Source organism: Neorhizobium sp. T25_13 (assembly GCF_002968675.1).
Taxonomy (GTDB): domain Bacteria; phylum Pseudomonadota; class Alphaproteobacteria; order Rhizobiales; family Rhizobiaceae; genus Neorhizobium; species Neorhizobium tomejilense.
The window spans coordinates 45,324-63,617 of sequence record NZ_PVBI01000018.1 but is presented as its reverse complement, the minus strand read 5'-3'; the positions used below and the strand labels follow the sequence as shown (position 1 = coordinate 63,617).

Here is an 18,294-nt window from a genome sequence, read left to right as displayed (position 1 = left end):
CTCCCAGCCCATGCCTACAATCCCCCGCTTCCGTCGCCGGAGTGTTTCGCGAGACGTTCGCGGGCAGGCGGAGGCCGGCGCTTTCATCGGAACCGTAACGTGCGGGGACGGTGGAAGAGGTGAAAGCCATGGGAGATGAAAGTCTCCCTATCAAGCCTCCCCCTGGCCGCCAGGCCGGGTTCGGTTGAGCCGTGCAAGTGGCAGGATTTCCCGAAAGGAGATCGCGAATAAAGCCACGCAGCGAGGCGAGATGATCACCCGTAGAGGCCGGAAGCCTCGAAAAGACGCCGTAGGCCACGCGAATGCGGAGCCACCATTCAAAAAGTCAATCGAGGTTCCGCATTCGTGTGGGCTCTCCGATCTTTGAAAACCACGGCAGGCGACTGCGCGGGGCTCCGGAGTGTTGGCCGAAGCCAAGCGGACGCCTTCCTCGCGGAAGCTCCAACATTTCTATTCCACGAAAACCCGAACGCTCGCGGCACGGCCGGCGGCGTCGATCACCGTCAGCGTCGAATAACCGGCACCATCCGGTTTCCATTCGCTGGTCCGGCGGCGGGACAGCTCGCTGAGCGGCTTGCCGTTGGCGAGCCAGCGGAACGGCGCGCGGCCGCCCTGCAGCTTCAGGACCAGCGGCGAGATATCGCCCGATAACGCCCCGAGATCGACCCGTGCGCCTTCCGGCGGATAAACGATCTGTGGTGCCGGCTCCCGCGTCGAGGCGGAAAAAAGCCCGTTCGCGGTCATCGAGAACCGCCTCTGGCTGATCGGCAGTTCGGCCTGCGCAATGCGGACGGCACCCGAAGGCGCGGATGGCAGCGGCGTGATCGGTACGCCGGATTTGGAAAACGCCTCGAACAGGATCGGCGCCGCGGTCTGATAACCGGCAATGCCCGGCACCGCGCCATTGTCCGGCCGCCCGACCCAGACGCCCAGCACATGACGTCCGTCGAACCCGACCGACCAGGCGTCGCGATAACCGTAGCTCGTGCCGGTCTTGTAGGCGATGCCGAGCCTTCGGCTGCCCTGCGGTGGCAGAACGTCGGACAGAATGTCCGCAACGTTCCACACCGCCTGCGGATCGAGAAGCGGCTCGCCGTCGATCATGCCCGGCTGGTCCTCAATGCCATTGCCGATCCGCATCGGATTGCCGCGATTGGCGAGCGCGGCATAGGCCTGCACCAGATCCTTGAGCGTGATGCCGACGCCGCCGAGGCCGATCGCCAGGCCCGGCGCCTCATTGGCCGGCAGAACCGGCCGTACGTCGGCGCGACGAAAGCGGATCATTAGCCGCGACGGGCCGACGGCATCCAGCAGCCGCACCGCAGGCACGTTGAGCGACAGCTGCAGCGCCTGGCGGACGCTGACATCGCCCTGATAGGTCATGTCGAAATTCTTGGGCCGGTAACCGAAGAAATCCGCCGGCCGGTCCTCGATGATCGTTTCCTGGGACACCAGCCCCTGCTCGAAGGCGAGGCCGTAGATGAACGGCTTCAGCGTCGAGCCCGGCGAGCGGTTGACCCGCGTCATGTCCACCCAGCCGGAGCGGCTCGCATCGAAATAATCGGCCGAACCGACCTCGCCGACGATCGCGCCGGTGGTGATATCCGCCATCACCATGGCGACAGAGACCTTCGGGCTGAGCTTGACCGAAGCCTCCCTCGCCACCTGTTCCAGCCCCTGCTGGATGCTGCGCTTCAGCGTCGTCTTGTGCTGCTCGGTCTTCGGTTGCTTGCGGATCGCCGCTTCGGCGAGATGCGCCGCATAAGCCGGCAATTGCAGCCGGCGTGCCGGGATGCCATCGCGTGCCGCCCGCTCCGACTCGCCGTCGCCGGTCACCGCGGCAACGGCCGAACGCATCAGCACCCGCTCGCGAGCCGCCTGGGCAACCTTGAAATGCCGGTCCGGCCGCCGGCCCTCCGGGGATTGCGGCAGGGCGACCAGAAGTGCTGCTTCCGCCACCGTCAGCCGCCGCGGCTCCTTGCCGAAATAGGCAAGGCTCGCAGCCCGCACGCCCTCGAGATTGCCGCCATAGGGCGCATGGGTGAGGTAGAGTTCGAGGATTTCCTTCTTGGACAGTCGCCGCTCGATCTGGACCGCGCGCACGACCTGGCGGAGCTTGGCTGCAACGGACCGGCTCTCGCGCGGTTCGATCAGCCGAGCCACCTGCATCGACAGCGTCGAAGCGCCCGAAACGACGCGACCGTTGGTGACAAGCTGCAGCATCGCTCGGCCGAGCGCCCACGGATCGACCCCGGCATGCTCGTAGAAACGCTGGTCCTCATAGGCGACCAGCATTTTCAGGAATCGCGGATCGACGTTTTCGGTATTCGTGCGAAGCCGCCAACGCCCCTCGGGCGTCGCGAAGGCCCGCAGCAGTTCGCCATCCGCATCCAGCACTTCGGCGGAAACCACCCGCGCCCTTTCGAGCGGCGGCGGATAGGCCCTGTCGGCCGCATCGAGGCCGACCACCAGCCCCGCCGCTACGCCGAGGCCGATACCCAGACCGATCGAAAGTTTCCACCTGAGCTTCATCGGAACGAGCTGCCGCTTACTGGGCGGCAAGCACCTCCATCTTGCCCATTGCGGTACGGGCCGAGAACTGCGGACGATACATGTCCTCAACCTGCGCAGCCGGGTGATCGTAAACGCCGGGGGTTACGGCGCGGACCACATAGGCGAGCGTGATCTCGCGGTTGTCGCCGGAACTCCGGTCGAAGGCCGCAACGAAACGGTCGTTGCGGAATTCGGTATGGGCCGCCTGCACTTCCTCGATCCAGTCGAAATTGGCGAGGCTGGCGCTGTTGACGATGCTCGGATTGTCGATCTCGAACCCGGCCGGCAGAAGGTCGGTGACGACAATGCGCGACGGCCAGCTGTTGCTCTCGGTGATGGTGATCACCGCCACATAACGCTGGTTCTGCTGCGCTTCGCTGACATTCGTCTCCTCCCCGTCCATCGAGTAATAGGTGCGGGTAATCTGGAACCCGTCGCCGCCGGCCGGCAGCGGCTGAGCCGGCGCCGCGACCGTGGTGATCGAGGCAGACAGCGGATCGGCGGTGTTGTTCTTGACGGTCAGCGGATGGCCGATCAGCGCATCACCGGTCATCTGCGACATCAGCGTGCCGCGATGGTCGGCACCGTTGACCTGCAGGCGCAGGCCGTCGTCACCGTTCTGCAGCGCGCGAGCGGCGAGCAGCATCCAGGTCTGTTCCTGAGTGCTGGTATATTTCTTCTGCCCCCATTCCTTGGCGACGATGGTGGCCAGCGCCGGAACGATCGGCGGTACCGGCCGGCTTTCGGCGGCAAGCGCCAGAACAGCGGCACCGTCACGCAAGGACGAGCCGTAGTCCGAGCGCGACAGGCTGACCCTTTGGATCTGGGCGGCTTCCGACATCTGCAGCGAGGCCGCAAAGATGTTCTTTGACCGCTGCGCATCGCCGTAAAGCGCCAGCGCCGCGGCGATATGAGCCTTGGCGAGCGGCGTCGGGAAGTCGTTCAGCATCGTGTCGGCGTAATAACGCAGGTCGCTGATCGCGGCCTTGCGGTTGCGGGCGAGCACATAGAGCGCATAGGCGATCTCGTTGCCCTGATCCTTGACGTTGTTGGTGAAGCCGAGCGAGTTCTGTAGGCTGTCGAGAGCCTGGACGAGCGCCTGTTCGGGCACGTCGTAGCCCTGCTCGCGGGCCCGGCTGAGGAAGTCGCTCACGTAGGAATCGAGCCACAGATCGCCGCCGCCCGGACCCCAGAGGCCGAAACTTCCGGCCGAGGACTGGTAGGAGAGCACGCGATAAATCGCATCCTGGACCCGCTTCTTGACTTCCGTATCGTCGGCAAGGCCGTTCTGCACCGCCATCTGGCTGAGATAGAGAAGCGGCAGGGCCCGGCTGGTCGTCTGTTCCGCGCAGCCATAGGGATAGCGGCTGAGGCTCATCAGCAGCGCCGGAATGTCGAAGGCGGTCGAGCGGCTGACGTTCACGCTGACCGAGGCACCCGGCAGGATGCTGTCGGCAAGCAGGTTGGAATCGACGGTCACGCTGGCGCCAGGCTTCAGCTGGACAAGCCGCTGCTGGGTGATCGGCATGGCGGCCGGCCGCACCGGAATATCGAGCACCTGGTCCAGCGACATGCCCGACGCATTCGAAAGGCGGACCAGGATCGACCCGTCGCCTGGCTCGACACCGCGCAGCGCCAGCGTGACATCCGACTTGCCGCCGGCGGCCAGCGTTATCTTTCCGGTCCCCTTCTGATCGACGGCAACCGGCTTGTTGGTGGTGATGGCGAGCTGGTAGTCGCCCGCCGGCGCATCGGTATTGGCGATATCGAGCCTGAGATTGGTCTGGTCGCCAGGCGCCAGGAAGCGCGGCAGGCTGGCGGTGATCACGACCGGATCACGGATCACCACGTCCTTGACGCCATGCCCGACGCCGGTCTTCGACCAGGCGACCGCCATGACACGCGCCGTGCCGTTGAACTGCGGAATGTCGAAGGAGACATTCGCCTTGCCCTGCGCGTCGAGCTTCACCGGCCCCTTGAAAAAGGCGATCAGCTTTTCCTTCGGCGGGCTGCTCTGCAGCGCCGTGCTGCCGCCGTCGCCGCCGGTGCGCAGCCGCCCGGTGGCGCCGAGCGAGCCGTCGATCAGGCGGCCGTAGAGGTCGCGGATTTCGAGGCCGAGGCGGCGCTGGCCGAAATACCAGTCGTCCGGTGCCGGAGGCTGGTATCGCGTCAGATTGAGGATGCCCACATCCACCGCAGCAACGGTGACATAGGCGTCCTCATTGGCGCCGGCACCGGCAACCTGCAGCGAGATATTCAGCGGCTGGCGCGGCAGCGTTTTTTCCGGAGCGGTGATCTGCACCTGCAGATCGCGGTTTTCCGGATCGACCTTCAGCCAGGTGACGCCGATGGCGCGCATCGGCATGCGGCTTTCCTGCGCCTGGCCCGGACGATAAAGCGTCGCCGTGACATAGGAACCGGCGCCCCAGGCGGCGGTGACTGGAATGTCGACTTCGCCGCCATTCGCGCCGATGCTCGCGGTCTTGACCGCAATCAGGCTCTCGGAACCGGAGGTGATCATCAGCTCGCCGGCGTAACGCGACGACACCTTGAGCTTGGCCGTCTCGCCGACCTTGTAGCTCTGCTTGTCCAGCGCGATTTCCAGCGCATCCGGAGTTTCGGTCGAGGTCGCGGCCACGAACCAGCCGGCATCAAACTCGACGCTCGATGTCGGCCCGCCGATATCGGCGGTTTCGACCTCGAGCCGGTAGCGGCCCCAGTTGACCGGCACGGAAACCTTGCCGCCGTCTGCCGTGACATTCACGGTGCCGTTGGCAACCTGGCTGGTCCGGGTCACCGGCTCATACCGCCAGGACGAGCCGTCGCGATACCATTGATAATCGCGGTCGATCTTGATCAGCTTCCAGGGCAGGTTCTGCACCGCCTGTTTCTTGCCGGCCGCGTCCACCATGATCACGGTGAAGTTGCCGACCGAATTTTCGCCGAGATCGCCGGAGAATTCCGGCTTGATGCCGATCCGCGCACCTTCCGCCTTGACCGGCAGTGTGATCGAACGCTCGATCGCCCGGCCACCCGCCTCCTGCATGCGCACCACGATATCGGCATTCACAAGCTGCGTCGTCGAGGGTGCCTCGGCAACGGTCGCGTCGAAGGTCGCCTTGCCGTCGTCGTCGAGCGGTTCGAGCTCCTCGAGCGGAATGCGCACCGCTTCGCTCGCCTCTTCGTCGACGAGGCCGAACTGGTAACCCGGGAAGGCGGGATTTTCGCGCGTCGTCTTCAGCGCGATCTCGCCTTCGAGATTGAGGCCTGCCGCCGGCGCTCCATAAAGATAGCGGCCGTCGATATTGACCGGCACCGGCTGCCCGACCGCGATTTCCTTGGCGTCGCTGGTCATGTCGAACTCAATGCGGTCCGGCACGAAATCATCGACGAGGAAGGTCTTTTCGCCGATCGCCGAGCCCTTGGGATCGGTGAAGATCTGCATCGTCCAGGTGCCGCGCATCGAGGTCGCCAGCAGCGGCAGGTCGAGCGCATAACCGCCGAGCGAGCCGTTGTTGACCACGCGCCGATCCTCGACGCCATCGGGGCGCAGGAAGACGAAGGTGAGCGGCAGGTTTTCGATCGCCGTCGCATCGATATTGCGGGCAAGCGCCGAGGCATGCACGGTTTCGCCGGGGCGGTAGATGCCGCGTTCGGTCCATGGCAGGATGTCGATCGCGCCGGGTGCGGGGCGACCCGTCACGCCACGGTCGGACAGATCGAACCCGGCACGGGCCATGTCGAGGAAGACATAGTCCTGGCCGTTGTTCTGGGCCGCCAGCACCGCCGGCACCATCGCCGCCGTGCCGCGCATCAGGCCGGCGGTGAACACCGCGCGGCCGTCCGCATCGGTCTTCGCCGTGCCGAGGATTTCGTTGTTCTTGGCGAGAAGCTGCAGATCGACGCCGGCCATCGGCTTGGCGCTGCCGAGCGAGCGGGCGAAGACGTTGAGGCCATCCGTGCCGGCATAGGTGGTGAGCCCGATATCGGACACCACGAACCATTGCGTCGCCTTGGTATCGTATTCCTGGCTCGTCGCATTGGCGGCTGCCGCCGTCAGCATGTAGACGCCGGGCTTGCGGGTCGGCAGGGCTTCATCGACCGGGAAGCTGGTCACCACGTCCTTGTTGAGGTCCTGGGCGATGTCGATCGTGCCCTGCCAGACCAGTTCGCCGCTCTGCTCCTCGATCTGGGTGGCGTTATAGCCGTCCATCTGGGTCAGGAATTGCGAATTGGCGAGCAGTGCCGCGATGCTGCGGTCGCCGACCCGGTAGAGTTTCAGATTGGCCTTTTCGGTATTGACCGAGACGATCGGAATGCCGCGGCGTGCGGTCGAGGGCAGCACGAAACTGTCGCCGGTGAACCGCACGGTCGCCGAGCGGTCCTTGACGTAGACGTCGATATCGACCTGGGCAACAAGCGGCTCGTCGACGGAAGACGGCAGCCCCCGGCGCAGCGACAACTTGTAGCGCTGGCCATGGGTGAGGCCTTCGACGCAGATCTGGTTGCCCTTGGCTTCCATCGCCTTCGGCGCCTGGCCGTTGAGCACGACAAAGGGCGCGTAGTCGACGCCGATCTTCACCAGCGGTTCGGAGAACTGCACGCAGACGCGCGGGTTGGCGCTATCGGCATCGACCGTGTTGCCGGTCATGCGGAAACCCTTGCGTTCGCGCAGGTCGTTATAGGCGGCCTGCACGGTGCGGGCGTTCACCAGCGCAAGACTTGCCTTGTAAGCATTGAGCGCCGCGCGATAATTCTGCTGCTTGGCAAGCGCTGCGGCCAGAACCGCCAGCGCATCCGCCCGGGTCTGCGTCGTGCGCGAAAGCTGGTAGCCGTTGACGGCGGCAAGCGTGCCTTCGCCATCGGCGCTGCTGTTGTTCTTGGCGGTGCCGGCGGCGCGCGCAAGCTCGATCCACAGCGCGCCGTCATCGGGAATGATCGAGAGCGCGCCTTTGAAATTGTAGATCGCCGTATCGACATTGCCGGCGAGCAGCTGGCCCTGGGCGATCGTCTTGAGGCTTTCGACGCCGTAACCCTGCTGGTTGTCGCCGAGCGTCAGGCCATCCTTCTGATCACGCGCCTGCTGGAGAACCTCTTCCGAGAGGAAGGACAGTTTCGCCGGGGCGCCGATATCCGGTTCGATTGCCGTTACGACGATCTTGCCGGCTGTTGCGCCCTGGAACAGGTTGAGCTGGCTGTAATCCGACTTGAGGAAGCACCACTTGGCCTTCTCGTTATAGGTGAAAGCCCTGCAGGCATTGTCGCCGATGCAGGCCGCCTCGCATTGGGGCTGGCTGACATTCTTCACGGTTCTGAGATCGAAGCCGAGATAATCGCTGTTCGGAGTGCTTTCGATCCGCCGATCTGCCGCCGTCAGCGGCGAGGCGAAAGCGAATGCGGAAACGATGAGAGCGAGAAAGCCGAATAACGCGCGCCTAGACATGGAAGTCCCCCCGTGGCTGCCGTCGGAAGCTGGCAGTTTTCTAATCTATCCCGTGACTTGTCAACGAGCGTCGATGCGTCGGCCCGCCTATTTTCATGAAGAGATTGTCATATGACGAACGTCGTGCCGGAACGGATCAGGCCATCAGCCCGGCAGCCGTAAATCCGCCGTCGACGGCGAGGATCTGGCCGGTCACATAGGAGGACTGGCGTTCGTCGACGAGAAAGGCAATCGCCGTGGCGATCTCCTCCGGCCGGCCGTAGCGGCGCATCGGCACGGTGCGTTTCCACTCCTCGCGCGTCGCGGCGGTGTGGTTTTCCTTGACCATCGGCGTCTCGATCGGACCCGGCGCAATGGCATTGACGCGGATCAGGTCGTCGGCGAGTTCGACCGCCATGATCTTGGTGAGCGTCACCAGCGCCCCCTTTGAAGCGCCATAGGCGGAACGCCCGAGATTGCCCTTGATGCCGGAGACCGAGGCGATGTGGACGATCGACCCGCCGCCGTTTTCCCGCATGATCGGCGCCAGCGCCTGCGACAGCGCAAACGCGCCGACGACATTGACCTCGTAAATGCGCCGCAACTGGTCGGTCGTGGTATCGGCGAAACGGACGTTCGAACCGATGCCCGCGCTGTTGACCAGTGCCTGCAGCGGGCTTTGAAGAGCCTGGCAGCGTTCCGCGAGACCCGCGATCGCCTTTTCGTCGGTGATATCGAGGAGGACGGTGGTGAGGAGACCAGACCGATTTCCGAGCCGTTCCGTCAGCCGTTCGAGTGCCGCGACGTCGCGGTCTGCAGCGAGCACATGCCAGCCGGCTTCGATGAGAAGCTCCGTCGTCGAAAGGCCGATACCCGATCCCGCACCCGTGACGACGACGCTGCGCATGTTCAGCTCTCCCGATTTTCGATGATGACCAGTTCGAAGGTGACGCCGACGGGATTGTCGCCCCGCGCCAGCCGGCCGTGATAGATCACGCCATCCGTGTCGACGACCGCGGCGTCGATGGAGGCCCGAAGCCCAGCCGGCGTCATTTCGAGCACGCCGTTCTCGATGGCGATCTCGGTCGCGAGGCAGACCACCCGGCGCCCATCCTCGAACACGGGCTCGTTGATGCTGCCTATGCCGTAGATGCGGGCGCTCTCGATGCCATGCTCCCGGCAGACGTCTTCGATCTCCATCCCGACATCCTCGTTCGGACGCACCCGCAGCAAGATGCCGTTGCCCTCGCCGCTTTCGCCCCTGGCGGAAAACAGGGTGAAATTCGTTTCCGGATCGGGAATCGACGAGAAGGTCGCGGTGGCGCTGCCATAACCTTTGACCGCGATCGGACGGCTGACAATGCTGTCGAAGGGCAGCACATGCCCCATGCGCAAAGCCCCTTCGCCGGTGTCCCAGATGCCGTGGCAATGCAGGAACGGCGCCCCGTCCCGCTCGCCGACCATGGCGGTCGCCGCCAAAAACCTGCCGCCCGCCTCCGGCGCGAAGGTCGCGCTATACCAGGCAGCATGGTCCTCGTCCGGCGAGAAGGCCGGCAGGACATAACGGAACGGATCGCAGGCCCCACCTTCGATATTGAGGAAGCCGCCCTTGCAGCCCGCCTCCGCGAAGATGCGCGCCACCTCGGCCATGAAGACTTCGCCGGGCCGCAGCACACCCTCGACCGGCTTCAGGACGGTCCGTACCGCCTCCCGCCTGATCGGCGCGATGGGGCCCGGATGCCTGAGCTGGCGCAGTCCCGGCAGGTCATTAGCCGGCTTACTGTCAAACTCGCCACGCGCGTGCAGCTCTTCGCGGATCATCTTCTTGGTGATCTTACCATAGGCGGATTTCGGCAGCGCATCCCAGAAGATGAAGCGCTTCGGCATCTTGTACCGGGACATCCTGCCGTCGATGAAGGCGAACAGGTCCTTCTCGGTCACCGCCGAACCCGGCTTGGCGACGCAGACGGCGATACCGACTTCGCCCCAGAGCGGATCGGGCACGCCGAGCACGGCCACCTCGCTGATTGCCGGGTGGGTGAGGAGTTTCTCCTCGATCTCGCGCGGATAGACGTTCGAGCCGCCGGAAATGTACATGTCCGAGGCACGGCCGGTGATGTAGAGGAAACCCTCCGCGTCCATATGGCCGAGATCGCCGGTGCGGAACCAGCCGTTGCGGAACGCCTTCTCGTTGGCCTCCGGATTGTCGTAATAGCCCGCGAAGACCGCCGGACCGATACAGCAGATCTCGCCGGTCTCGTAAGGCCCGACCTCGTCGCCCGCATCGTTCTGGATCGACACCTGCATGCCGGTGCGTTCCATGCCGCAGGTCCCGATCCTGGCGGCTTCGCCGTCCTCGACCGAATGTAGCGCCGGCGGCAGGACGGTGATCGCCCCCGTCACCTCGCCGAGCCCGAAATATTGCACGATCACCGGCCCAAGGCTTTTCAGCGCCCGCTTCTGGTCCTCGCGATACATCGGCGCGCCGGCATAGATGACGTAGCGCAGCGAGGAATGGTCGTATTTCTCGGCAGCCGGATGCTCGACCAGCAGCTTCAGGATGGTCGGCACGGTGAACATCGTCGACACGCGCCACTTTTCGATCAGCGCCCAGGCTGCGTCGATATCGAATTTTTCGGTTGGCAGCAGGATGGTCTTCACCCCATGCGCCACCTGGGTGAGCTGATGCACGCCCGCGCCATGCGACAAGGGAGCAACGACCAGCGCGGCATCAGCGGAGGTGACGCCGGGCATCAGGTCGCAGAGATGGTTGTTGATCACGAAGGCCATCTGGCCATGGGTCAGCACCGCCGCCTTCGGCCGTCCGGTCGTGCCCGACGTGAAGAAGAACCAGCAGGGATCATCCCGTTCGACTCCCGCTTCGGCTGGTTTTCTGCCACCGAACTCCTCAACGAGAGCGTCATAGGAGGGCCCGAAATCCGCTTCCCCTATGGCAAGGACGAAACCGATCTCCGGATTGCTTTCGCACACCACCCGAGCGTGATCCGGAAATGAGGCGTTGCAGATCAGGCCGGTCGCGCCGCTCGCCTTGGCGAGATAGGCGACCTCTTCCGGCGTCTGCCGAAAATTGGTCGGCACCCAGACGGCGCCGATCCGGAAACAGGCGAACATGCTCTCGAACATCTGGTTGCAGTTCTGCGACTGGACCAGGATGCGGTCGCCCTTGGCCACCCCGAAACGCTGCTGCAGCGCCGCCGCCATCGCGTCGATGCGCGCCTCGAACTCCTCCCAGGTCCAGGTCTTTTCGGCCCAGACCAGGGCGACGCCCTGCGGCTCTCGGCGCATCGCCTGCGTCACGAAGCGGGCGAGGTTCATCACCCGCGTCGAGCGGGGGCTGAGCCCACCCTTCGGTTCGGCGCGATCGCCGGCGGCAACCCCGGCAGTTGCCGAACTGACCGCGTTCATTTCGTCCGCTCCAGGATCGACACGTAGTTGGCGACTGCGGCGCCGCCCATGTTGAAGACACCGGCCATCGTCGCCTTCGGCAGCTGCATCTCGCCTGCCTCGCCGCAGAGCTGCATCGCCGCCATGACATGCATCGAAACGCCGGTCGCACCGATCGGATGGCCTTTGGATTTCAGGCCCCCGGACGGATTGACCGGCAGACGACCATCCTTGCGGGTAATGCCCTCACGGATGACGCGATACCCCTGGCCGGGTTCGGCAAGCCCCATCGCCTCGTATTCGATGAGCTCGGCAATAGTGAAGCAGTCATGCGTCTCGACGAAATTCAGGTCGTCCAGCGACACGCCCGCCTCGGCCAGTGATTTCTGCCAGGCCATGCGCGCGCCGTCGAAGGCGATCGGGTCGCGCCGCGACATTGCGAGGATGTCGTTGACATGGTTATGCGCCTTGAAGGCGACGGCGCGCTTCATGCCGGCCGCGACTTCTGGCGCCGCGATCACCAGGGCGGCCGCACCGTCGGACACCAGCGAGCAGTCGGTGCGGCGTAGAGGCGCTGCGACATAGGGGTTCTTGTCGGACACCGTGTTGCAGAAATCGAAGCCGAAATCCTTCTGCATATGCGCATAGGGGTTCTTCATGCCGTTCGCGTGGTTTTTGGCGGCGATCATCGCCAGTTCTTCCGATCGGTCGCCATAACGCTGGAAATAATGGCTGGCGATGCGGCCGAAGAGGCCGGCAAAGCCGCCTTCGACATCCGCTTCCTCCTCGCGGTAGGAGGCGGACAGCAGGATGTCGCCCGTCTCCTTCGTGGGCAGAGCGGTCATCTTCTCGGCGCCGACGACCAGCGCGATCTTGCCGCGGCCGGCAGCGATGAAGTCCAGCGCTGTATAGAGCGCCGCCGAACCGGTGGCGCAGGCATTCTCCATCCGCACCGCCGGCACATGGTCGAACCCGTCGGCCGCCATCGCCACCAGGGCGCCTTGAAAATCCTGCTTGGAAAAGCCGTTGTTGAACACGCCGACGAAAATGCCGTCGACATCCTTGGCCGTGATGCCGGCATGTTCGAGGGCCGGATTGATCACCTCGGCCATCAATTCCCGCGTCGAACCCGCTTCGGACTTGCCGAACTTCGAATGCGCCCAACCGACGATCTGTGCTCCTGCCATGACCTTCTCCTTCGTTTCAAACCCGTTCCGGTGTTCTCGGCCGTGCCGCTTGCGGCGCCTTTCGAAGCGCCGGTTTCTCCGAACCGAACAGCGATTTCAGCTTGCCCTGCACCCGCTCGACCTCATGAGCCAGCAGCCCGACAAGTTCCTTCTGACGCGCCTCACCCATGCGACTGTCGATCGCGGCAATCGACAAGGCTCCTGCAAGCCGTCCGTCGGGCAGCAGGATTGCCATGCCGATCCCCCAGGAATTGGCGATGACCCGTCCCGGATTGAGCGCGTAACCGAGTTCGCGTGAGCGGGCGACATCCTCGCGGATGATGTCCGGCGAATAGCCCGGATACTGCGCGGCAATGACGCCTTCAATGCGGCCGAGGACCGCCTCGACTTCCGCGTCCGGCAATGCCGCCAGCATGGCAAGTGATCCGGCCCCGACACCGAGCGGGTTCTGGTCACCGGTGAGCAGCGCGTGGGTGCGCACCGGATGCGTGCCCTCCTCGCGATGCAGGCAGACGGCGTAATCGTCACGCCGCATCGAGACGAAACTCGTATCGGCCGACTTGCCGGACAGCCGCTTCAGGCTTTCGCCCGCCATTTCCAGAAGGCCGTGCCGGCGAGAGGCCAGCATGCCGAGTACGTAAAGCTCCCCGCCGAGATAATATCGGCGGGTAAGCTCGTCCTGCTCGACAAGGCGAGACCGCATCAACGCCATCAGCAACCGCCGGGCTGTAGGTTTGTTGAGGCCGCTATCGGCGACCACATCGGCGAGCGCCACGCCCTTTTCCGCGCCGCGACCGACGATGGAGAGAAGCTGCAGCGCCCGCTCCACCGCCTGCGAGCCGGAAACGACACCTTCCCGAAGACCCGACGGGATCTCGATCACCTGTTGCATATGCCGTTTCCCATCAGATGCATGGCCGCTATCGATCAGCTCAATGACTTGCCGATAGCCTTTTCGAGGATCGCCCAGGCTTCGTCGCCGTATTTCGACTTCCAGTCCTTGTAGAAATTGGCAGCGCGCAGCTTTTCCTGGAAAAGCGCGCCGTCCGGCTTGTTGAACTTCATGCCCTTGCCTTCGAGTTCGGCCTGGACGGTCGCGTTGAGGCCCATGACGTCCTTGCGCTGCAGCTCGGCGGCGGCGTTGAAGTGCTTCGAGACGATCCCCTGCAGATCTGCCGGCAGCGCCTGCCAGGAGCGGCGGTTGAGGAGGATCCAGAAACCGTCCCACATGTGGTTCGTCATCGAGACGTATTTCTGCACCTCGAACAGCTTCGCCGTCGTCAGGATGGCGAGCGGATTTTCCTGTCCGTCGACGATGCCGGTCTGCAACGCGGTATAGGTTTCGGCAAAGTTGATGCTGGCCGGGGCCGAACCGAAGGCGGTGAACATCGAGGTCCAGAGCGGGCTCACCGGCACGCGGATCTTGAAGCCCTCGAGGTCCTTAGGCGTCGTAATCGGCCCCTTGGAGGAAGTGATCTGCCGGAAACCGTTGTCCCAGATCTTTTCGAACGTCAGCAGGCCCTTTTTCTCGATCTCGCCGCGAACATATTTGCCGAGTTCGCCGTCCATTGCCGGCCAGACCTTGTCGTAGCTCGGGAAGGCGAAGCCGACGCCGTTCAGCGAGGCGTTTGGCACCAGGGTCGACAGGATGATCGGCGACAGGCTGAACATCTCGACGCCACCCGAACGCACCTGATTCAGCATGTCGGTGTCGGCACCGAGCTGGCTCGACGGGAAGATGTTGATGGCCATGCGGCCGCCGCTCTCCTCCTGGATCTTGGCGACGGCCTCCTTGGCGCGGACGTTCATCGGGTGCGTCAGCGCCTGGTTGTTGGCGAACTTGTAGGTGAACTCGGCGGCATTGGCCGGCCGCGTGCGGATTGAAAAGGTCGTGGCGATGCCGGTCGTGGCCGCGCCCAAAAGAAGCGTTCTGCGGTTGACGTTCATGAAATCCTCCTCCGATTTCGTTCCCAGTTTTTGCCTCAGAGCCTTTAGAGAAAGGCCGTCGAGAAGTAGGGCACCGCTGCGATCACCAGAAGGCCGATCATCAGCGCGCCGATATAGGGCCAGATGGCCTTCATGGCTTCGTCCGGCGAGACATTGCCGATCTTGCAGGCGATGTAGAAGCCGATACCGATCGGCGGCGTCATCAGGCCGATATTCATCGCCGTCACCACCACCATGGAATAGTGGATGTCGTTGATGCCGAGCGAGCGGGCGACCGGAAACATGATCGGCGCCATCAGCACGATCGCCGGCAGGCCTTCCAGCACGCAGCCGAGCACCATGAAGATCAGGATGGTGACGCCCATGAAGGTCATCCAGCCACCCGGCAGGCCCTGCACGGCCTCGACGAGCTGCGCCGCGAAGCCGGTCTGGGTCAGCGCCCAGGCCATGGCGGAGGCCGCACCCAGGATCATCAGGATCGCGCCGGACAGTGCTGCCGTCTCTACCAGCATGGAATAGAGCTTCTTCAGGCTGATGCCGCCGTAGAGCGTCGCCCCGATGATCATCGCGTAGAGGACGGCGATCGTCGAAACTTCCGTCGCGGTGGCAATGCCTTCGCCGACTGCGGTGCGGATCAGGAAGGGCAAGAGCAGTGCGGGCGCGGCGACCAGCAGCGCCTTCTTGATCACCGAAAGCGGCGCGCGGCGAACACCGGCCATGGATTCATGCCGCGCCTTCCAACGCGCCAGGATCGCGAGAACCAGAAGCAGAACCATGGCGATCGCGAAACCGGACGTGAACAGCCCGGCGATCGAGACGCCGGCGGCAGATCCAAGCACGATCAGCACGATCGACGGCGGCACGGTTTCCGCCATCGCCGCCCCGGTTGCCAGAAGCGCGATCATCTCCGGCGGCTTGTGGCCGCGGCGCTTCATTTCCGGAAACAGCGCCGGCGCGACGGTCGCCATATCGGAGACCTTGGAGCCCGAAATGCCGGAAACCAAAAACATCGAGCCGAGCAGCACATAAGACATGCCAGCCCGGACATGGCCTAGCAGCGAGGCCAGCACCTCGACGATCGCCCTGCCCATACCGGTCGCATCGAGCACGCAGCCGAGCAGCACGAAGATCGGCACCGACAGCAGGATGATGCTCGACATGCCCTCGTCCATGCGCCCGATCATCACGAACACGGGCACGGAAGTGGTAAACGTCAGGAAAGCCAGCGTCCCGAGGCCGAAACAGAAGGCGATCGGCACGCCGAGAACCAGGAACAGCGCCACGAAACCGACGAGGAAAATCGGGATGTTCCAGTTGCCGATCTGCTTCAGGCCCGGCCCGACGAGCCAGAGCAGCGCCGTCACAGCGGCGATGACCACAACGGACATCGCTACCTGCCTGAAGGTCGATCCCTTCAGCGCGTTGACGACCGCGAGGATCAGCATCAACCCGATGCCGACCGGCAGGGCCGCGGCGCGGAAACTCATCGGAATGTTGAGCGCTGCCGAGGTAATGTAGGATTCTTCGATCGCATATTCGTAGGCCGGCCGCAGCATCACGCCGAGGAAGAGCGCCATCAGCAGCAGCGCGAGTGTATTCGCCAGGCCGTGCAGCTTTTCCGGCAGCATGCCGACGAAGAGCGTCAGCCGCAGGTGTTCGCTGCGATCGACGGCCATGGCCGAACCGAGCATGGCAAGCCAGAGGAAGGAGATCGATGCCACCTCGTCGATCCAGACGACCGGCAGCGAAAAGACATAACGGGAAATCACTCCGGCCAATAGAAGCGCGATGATGCCGACGAGAAGCGCCGCGGCGATCGCCTCCACTGGTCGCATCCAGACGGAACCGCTCTGCTGCGGCGCCACGCCCTCAAGCCCGGCGAGCAAAGAAGCCTCATCCATGGGCTCGATCGTATTATGGGCTGCCGTCACGCGTCATCCTCCTCAGTGCCGCGAAGGGGACAAACGAAAAGAAAACACTCCGGATCGATCGCGGCCGAGCCGCAAATCCAGGCGACTACGCCCCTCTCCGGCGCAACCGCTTTTCCTCCCGACGTCCGGCTCCTCCAGCCATCCGCAGTGGTCCATTATCTGGATCTTTTCTCTTCAAGTTGGCGGAGTTTGCTGAAAAGAGACCGATTAGACAAGTCTAAATTTGCCGTCAGAGCAGAAAACTTTAAAACCGATCCACATCATGGATCTCTCTCCAGCGTAGCTGTAATTGTCTCAGCTCAAGCTCCCGGACACCGTCACATGCAGCCCGCCGTCGATGGGAAGCTCGACTCCGGTAATGTATTTCGCCTCGTCGGAGGCAAGGAAAACCGAGGCCCAGGCAATATCCCAGCCGTCTCCCTGGCGCTTCATCGGCGAAAGGGCGTGTCTTTTGGCCTTCATCTCCTCGGCGGAACCGTAATAGCCGCTGATCTGTTTCTGGATATGCGGCGTGTCCATCACCCCCGGCAGGATCGCGTTGGCGCGGATGCCTTTGGCCGCATATTCGATCGCAATCGCCCGCGTGAAGTGATTGAGCGCGGCCTTCGATGCATAATATGAAACGTAGGGGTAGCCGGTCCACCGGATGGAGGCGAGCGACGAGATATTGATGATCGCCCCGCCGCCCTGCTTTTCCATGATCGGCAGAACCGCCTTGCAGGTGAGGAAGGCGCTGGTCAGGTTCACGTCCATCACCTTGCGCCAACTCTCCTCGGTTGCCTCCGCCGCACCGCCCGGCAGGTTGATGCCGACATTGTTGTGCAGCACGTCGATACGGCCGAAGCGTTCCATGGTCCTTTCGACGACGACCGTAATGTCGGAGGATTTGGTGACGTCGGCGGCGAGCGCCAGGCCCGTGCCGCCTTCGGATTCGATGACGTCGACCGTGTTCCTCGCTGCATCGAGATCGACGTCGACGCAGACGACGCTGCCGCCCTCGCGCGCATAGGCGACAGCCGCGGCCTTGCCGTTCCCGAAACCAGGGCCGACCGAACCGGCACCAAAGACGAGAACGACCTTATTCTTCATGCGATCCATAACTGCTCCTCCGAGCCACCCTCCCCGGCGGCGCGAAGCAACTTACGGTGCGGTTTTCATCCGGTCCATGTTCAATCGCGGACAGAACATGTTCAAAAAGTACCTGACCGCCTGGAATCGCCCGCTATTGGCGGCGACTACCGGAAATATCGGACTTATTTTTCTTCGGCAGAGCCGGCGCCGAATGCGGCCCGGGCGAGATACCGGGCATGGTCCCGGACATCCTTCGGCCAGCTCTCCGTCAGCTCCTTGAAGCGATCTTCCTGCCCCGCATAAAGCGCCCGTGCCGCGTCCTCATATCCCGGCTGATCCCCGCCGAGCGCCCGCATGAAACGATCGGCGGTCTCCTGAGCCCGGCGCCTATCATCTCCCGAACTGCTGGCTGCGCGCGCTGCATCGACGAGCTTGCGCAGAGCCACCGAGGCGCCGCCCGGCTGCTGGCCGAGCCACTCCCAATGCCGCGGCAGCAGTGTCACCTCGCGTGGCACTACACCGAGCTTCGGCCGCCCGGGCCGCCGTTCCACCGGCTCGACAGGCTGCACATTATCCGTGGGAAGGCGACCGAGACAGTCTTTGAGTGTGCCGCGGAGATCGAGATCGACCGGCTTTCCCGTCGCATCGTCGAAGACCAGAACGCTTTCATGGCCACCGGCCTTGATCGCCGTGACGACCTCGGCCGGCGATCCGCCCGCAATACGGGTTTCACCCCGAAAAGCTGTCCAATGAAAATCCGCCATCTGCTTCCTCTGTC

The 18,294-nt window shown here is 63.9% G+C and carries 10 protein-coding genes and 1 pseudogene; all 11 read right to left on the bottom strand.

Going from position 1 to position 18,294, the window contains the following annotated elements; translation table 11 throughout:
- Window positions 1-450 precede the first annotated feature (450 nt).
- Entirely contained in the window at window positions 451-2,532 is a 2,082-nt protein-coding gene (pbpC, locus tag C5J22_RS27970) for a penicillin-binding protein 1C (protein ID WP_105440918.1), read from the bottom strand.
- Window positions 2,533-2,548: 16 nt separating this feature from the next.
- Window positions 2,549-7,996, bottom strand: coding sequence for an alpha-2-macroglobulin family protein (locus C5J22_RS27965; RefSeq protein WP_105440917.1), 5,448 nt, complete (start codon window positions 7,994-7,996; stop codon window positions 2,549-2,551).
- 136 nt (window positions 7,997-8,132) lie between these two features.
- Window positions 8,133-8,882, bottom strand: coding sequence for an SDR family NAD(P)-dependent oxidoreductase (locus C5J22_RS27960; protein ID WP_105440916.1), 750 nt, complete (start codon window positions 8,880-8,882; stop codon window positions 8,133-8,135).
- A gap of 2 nt (window positions 8,883-8,884) precedes the next feature.
- The gene (locus C5J22_RS31960; protein ID WP_256386182.1) at window positions 8,885-9,364 is read right to left on the bottom strand and encodes a PCC domain-containing protein; all 480 of its coding nucleotides are present in this window, start codon (window positions 9,362-9,364) and stop codon (window positions 8,885-8,887) included.
- A 387-nt stretch (window positions 9,365-9,751) separates the two neighbouring features.
- Window positions 9,752-11,401 (bottom strand): annotated as a pseudogene (locus tag C5J22_RS31785) (acyl-CoA synthetase); the annotation flags it as partial.
- The gene (locus tag C5J22_RS27950; RefSeq protein ID WP_105440914.1) at window positions 11,398-12,567 is read right to left on the bottom strand and encodes an acetyl-CoA acetyltransferase; all 1,170 of its coding nucleotides are present in this window, start codon (window positions 12,565-12,567) and stop codon (window positions 11,398-11,400) included. The pseudogene C5J22_RS31785 and the gene C5J22_RS27950, both read right to left, overlap by 4 nt.
- Window positions 12,568-12,583: 16 nt before the next feature.
- On the bottom strand, window positions 12,584-13,459 hold the full coding sequence (locus C5J22_RS27945; RefSeq protein WP_105440913.1) for an IclR family transcriptional regulator: 876 nt from the start codon (window positions 13,457-13,459) through the stop codon (window positions 12,584-12,586).
- A gap of 35 nt (window positions 13,460-13,494) precedes the next feature.
- Complete coding sequence (locus tag C5J22_RS27940) at window positions 13,495-14,514, bottom strand: TRAP transporter substrate-binding protein (protein ID WP_105440912.1); 1,020 nt, start codon at window positions 14,512-14,514, stop codon at window positions 13,495-13,497.
- A 44-nt stretch (window positions 14,515-14,558) separates the two neighbouring features.
- Window positions 14,559-16,415: a TRAP transporter large permease subunit gene (locus tag C5J22_RS27935; protein ID WP_105440924.1), complete on the bottom strand. Its 1,857-nt coding sequence runs from the start codon at window positions 16,413-16,415 to the stop codon at window positions 14,559-14,561.
- A gap of 324 nt (window positions 16,416-16,739) precedes the next feature.
- The gene (locus tag C5J22_RS27930; protein WP_105440911.1) at window positions 16,740-17,543 is read right to left on the bottom strand and encodes an SDR family NAD(P)-dependent oxidoreductase; all 804 of its coding nucleotides are present in this window, start codon (window positions 17,541-17,543) and stop codon (window positions 16,740-16,742) included.
- A gap of 155 nt (window positions 17,544-17,698) precedes the next feature.
- The gene (locus tag C5J22_RS27925) at window positions 17,699-18,280 is read right to left on the bottom strand and encodes a DUF2239 family protein (protein ID WP_105440910.1); all 582 of its coding nucleotides are present in this window, start codon (window positions 18,278-18,280) and stop codon (window positions 17,699-17,701) included.
- Window positions 18,281-18,294 lie beyond the last annotated feature (14 nt).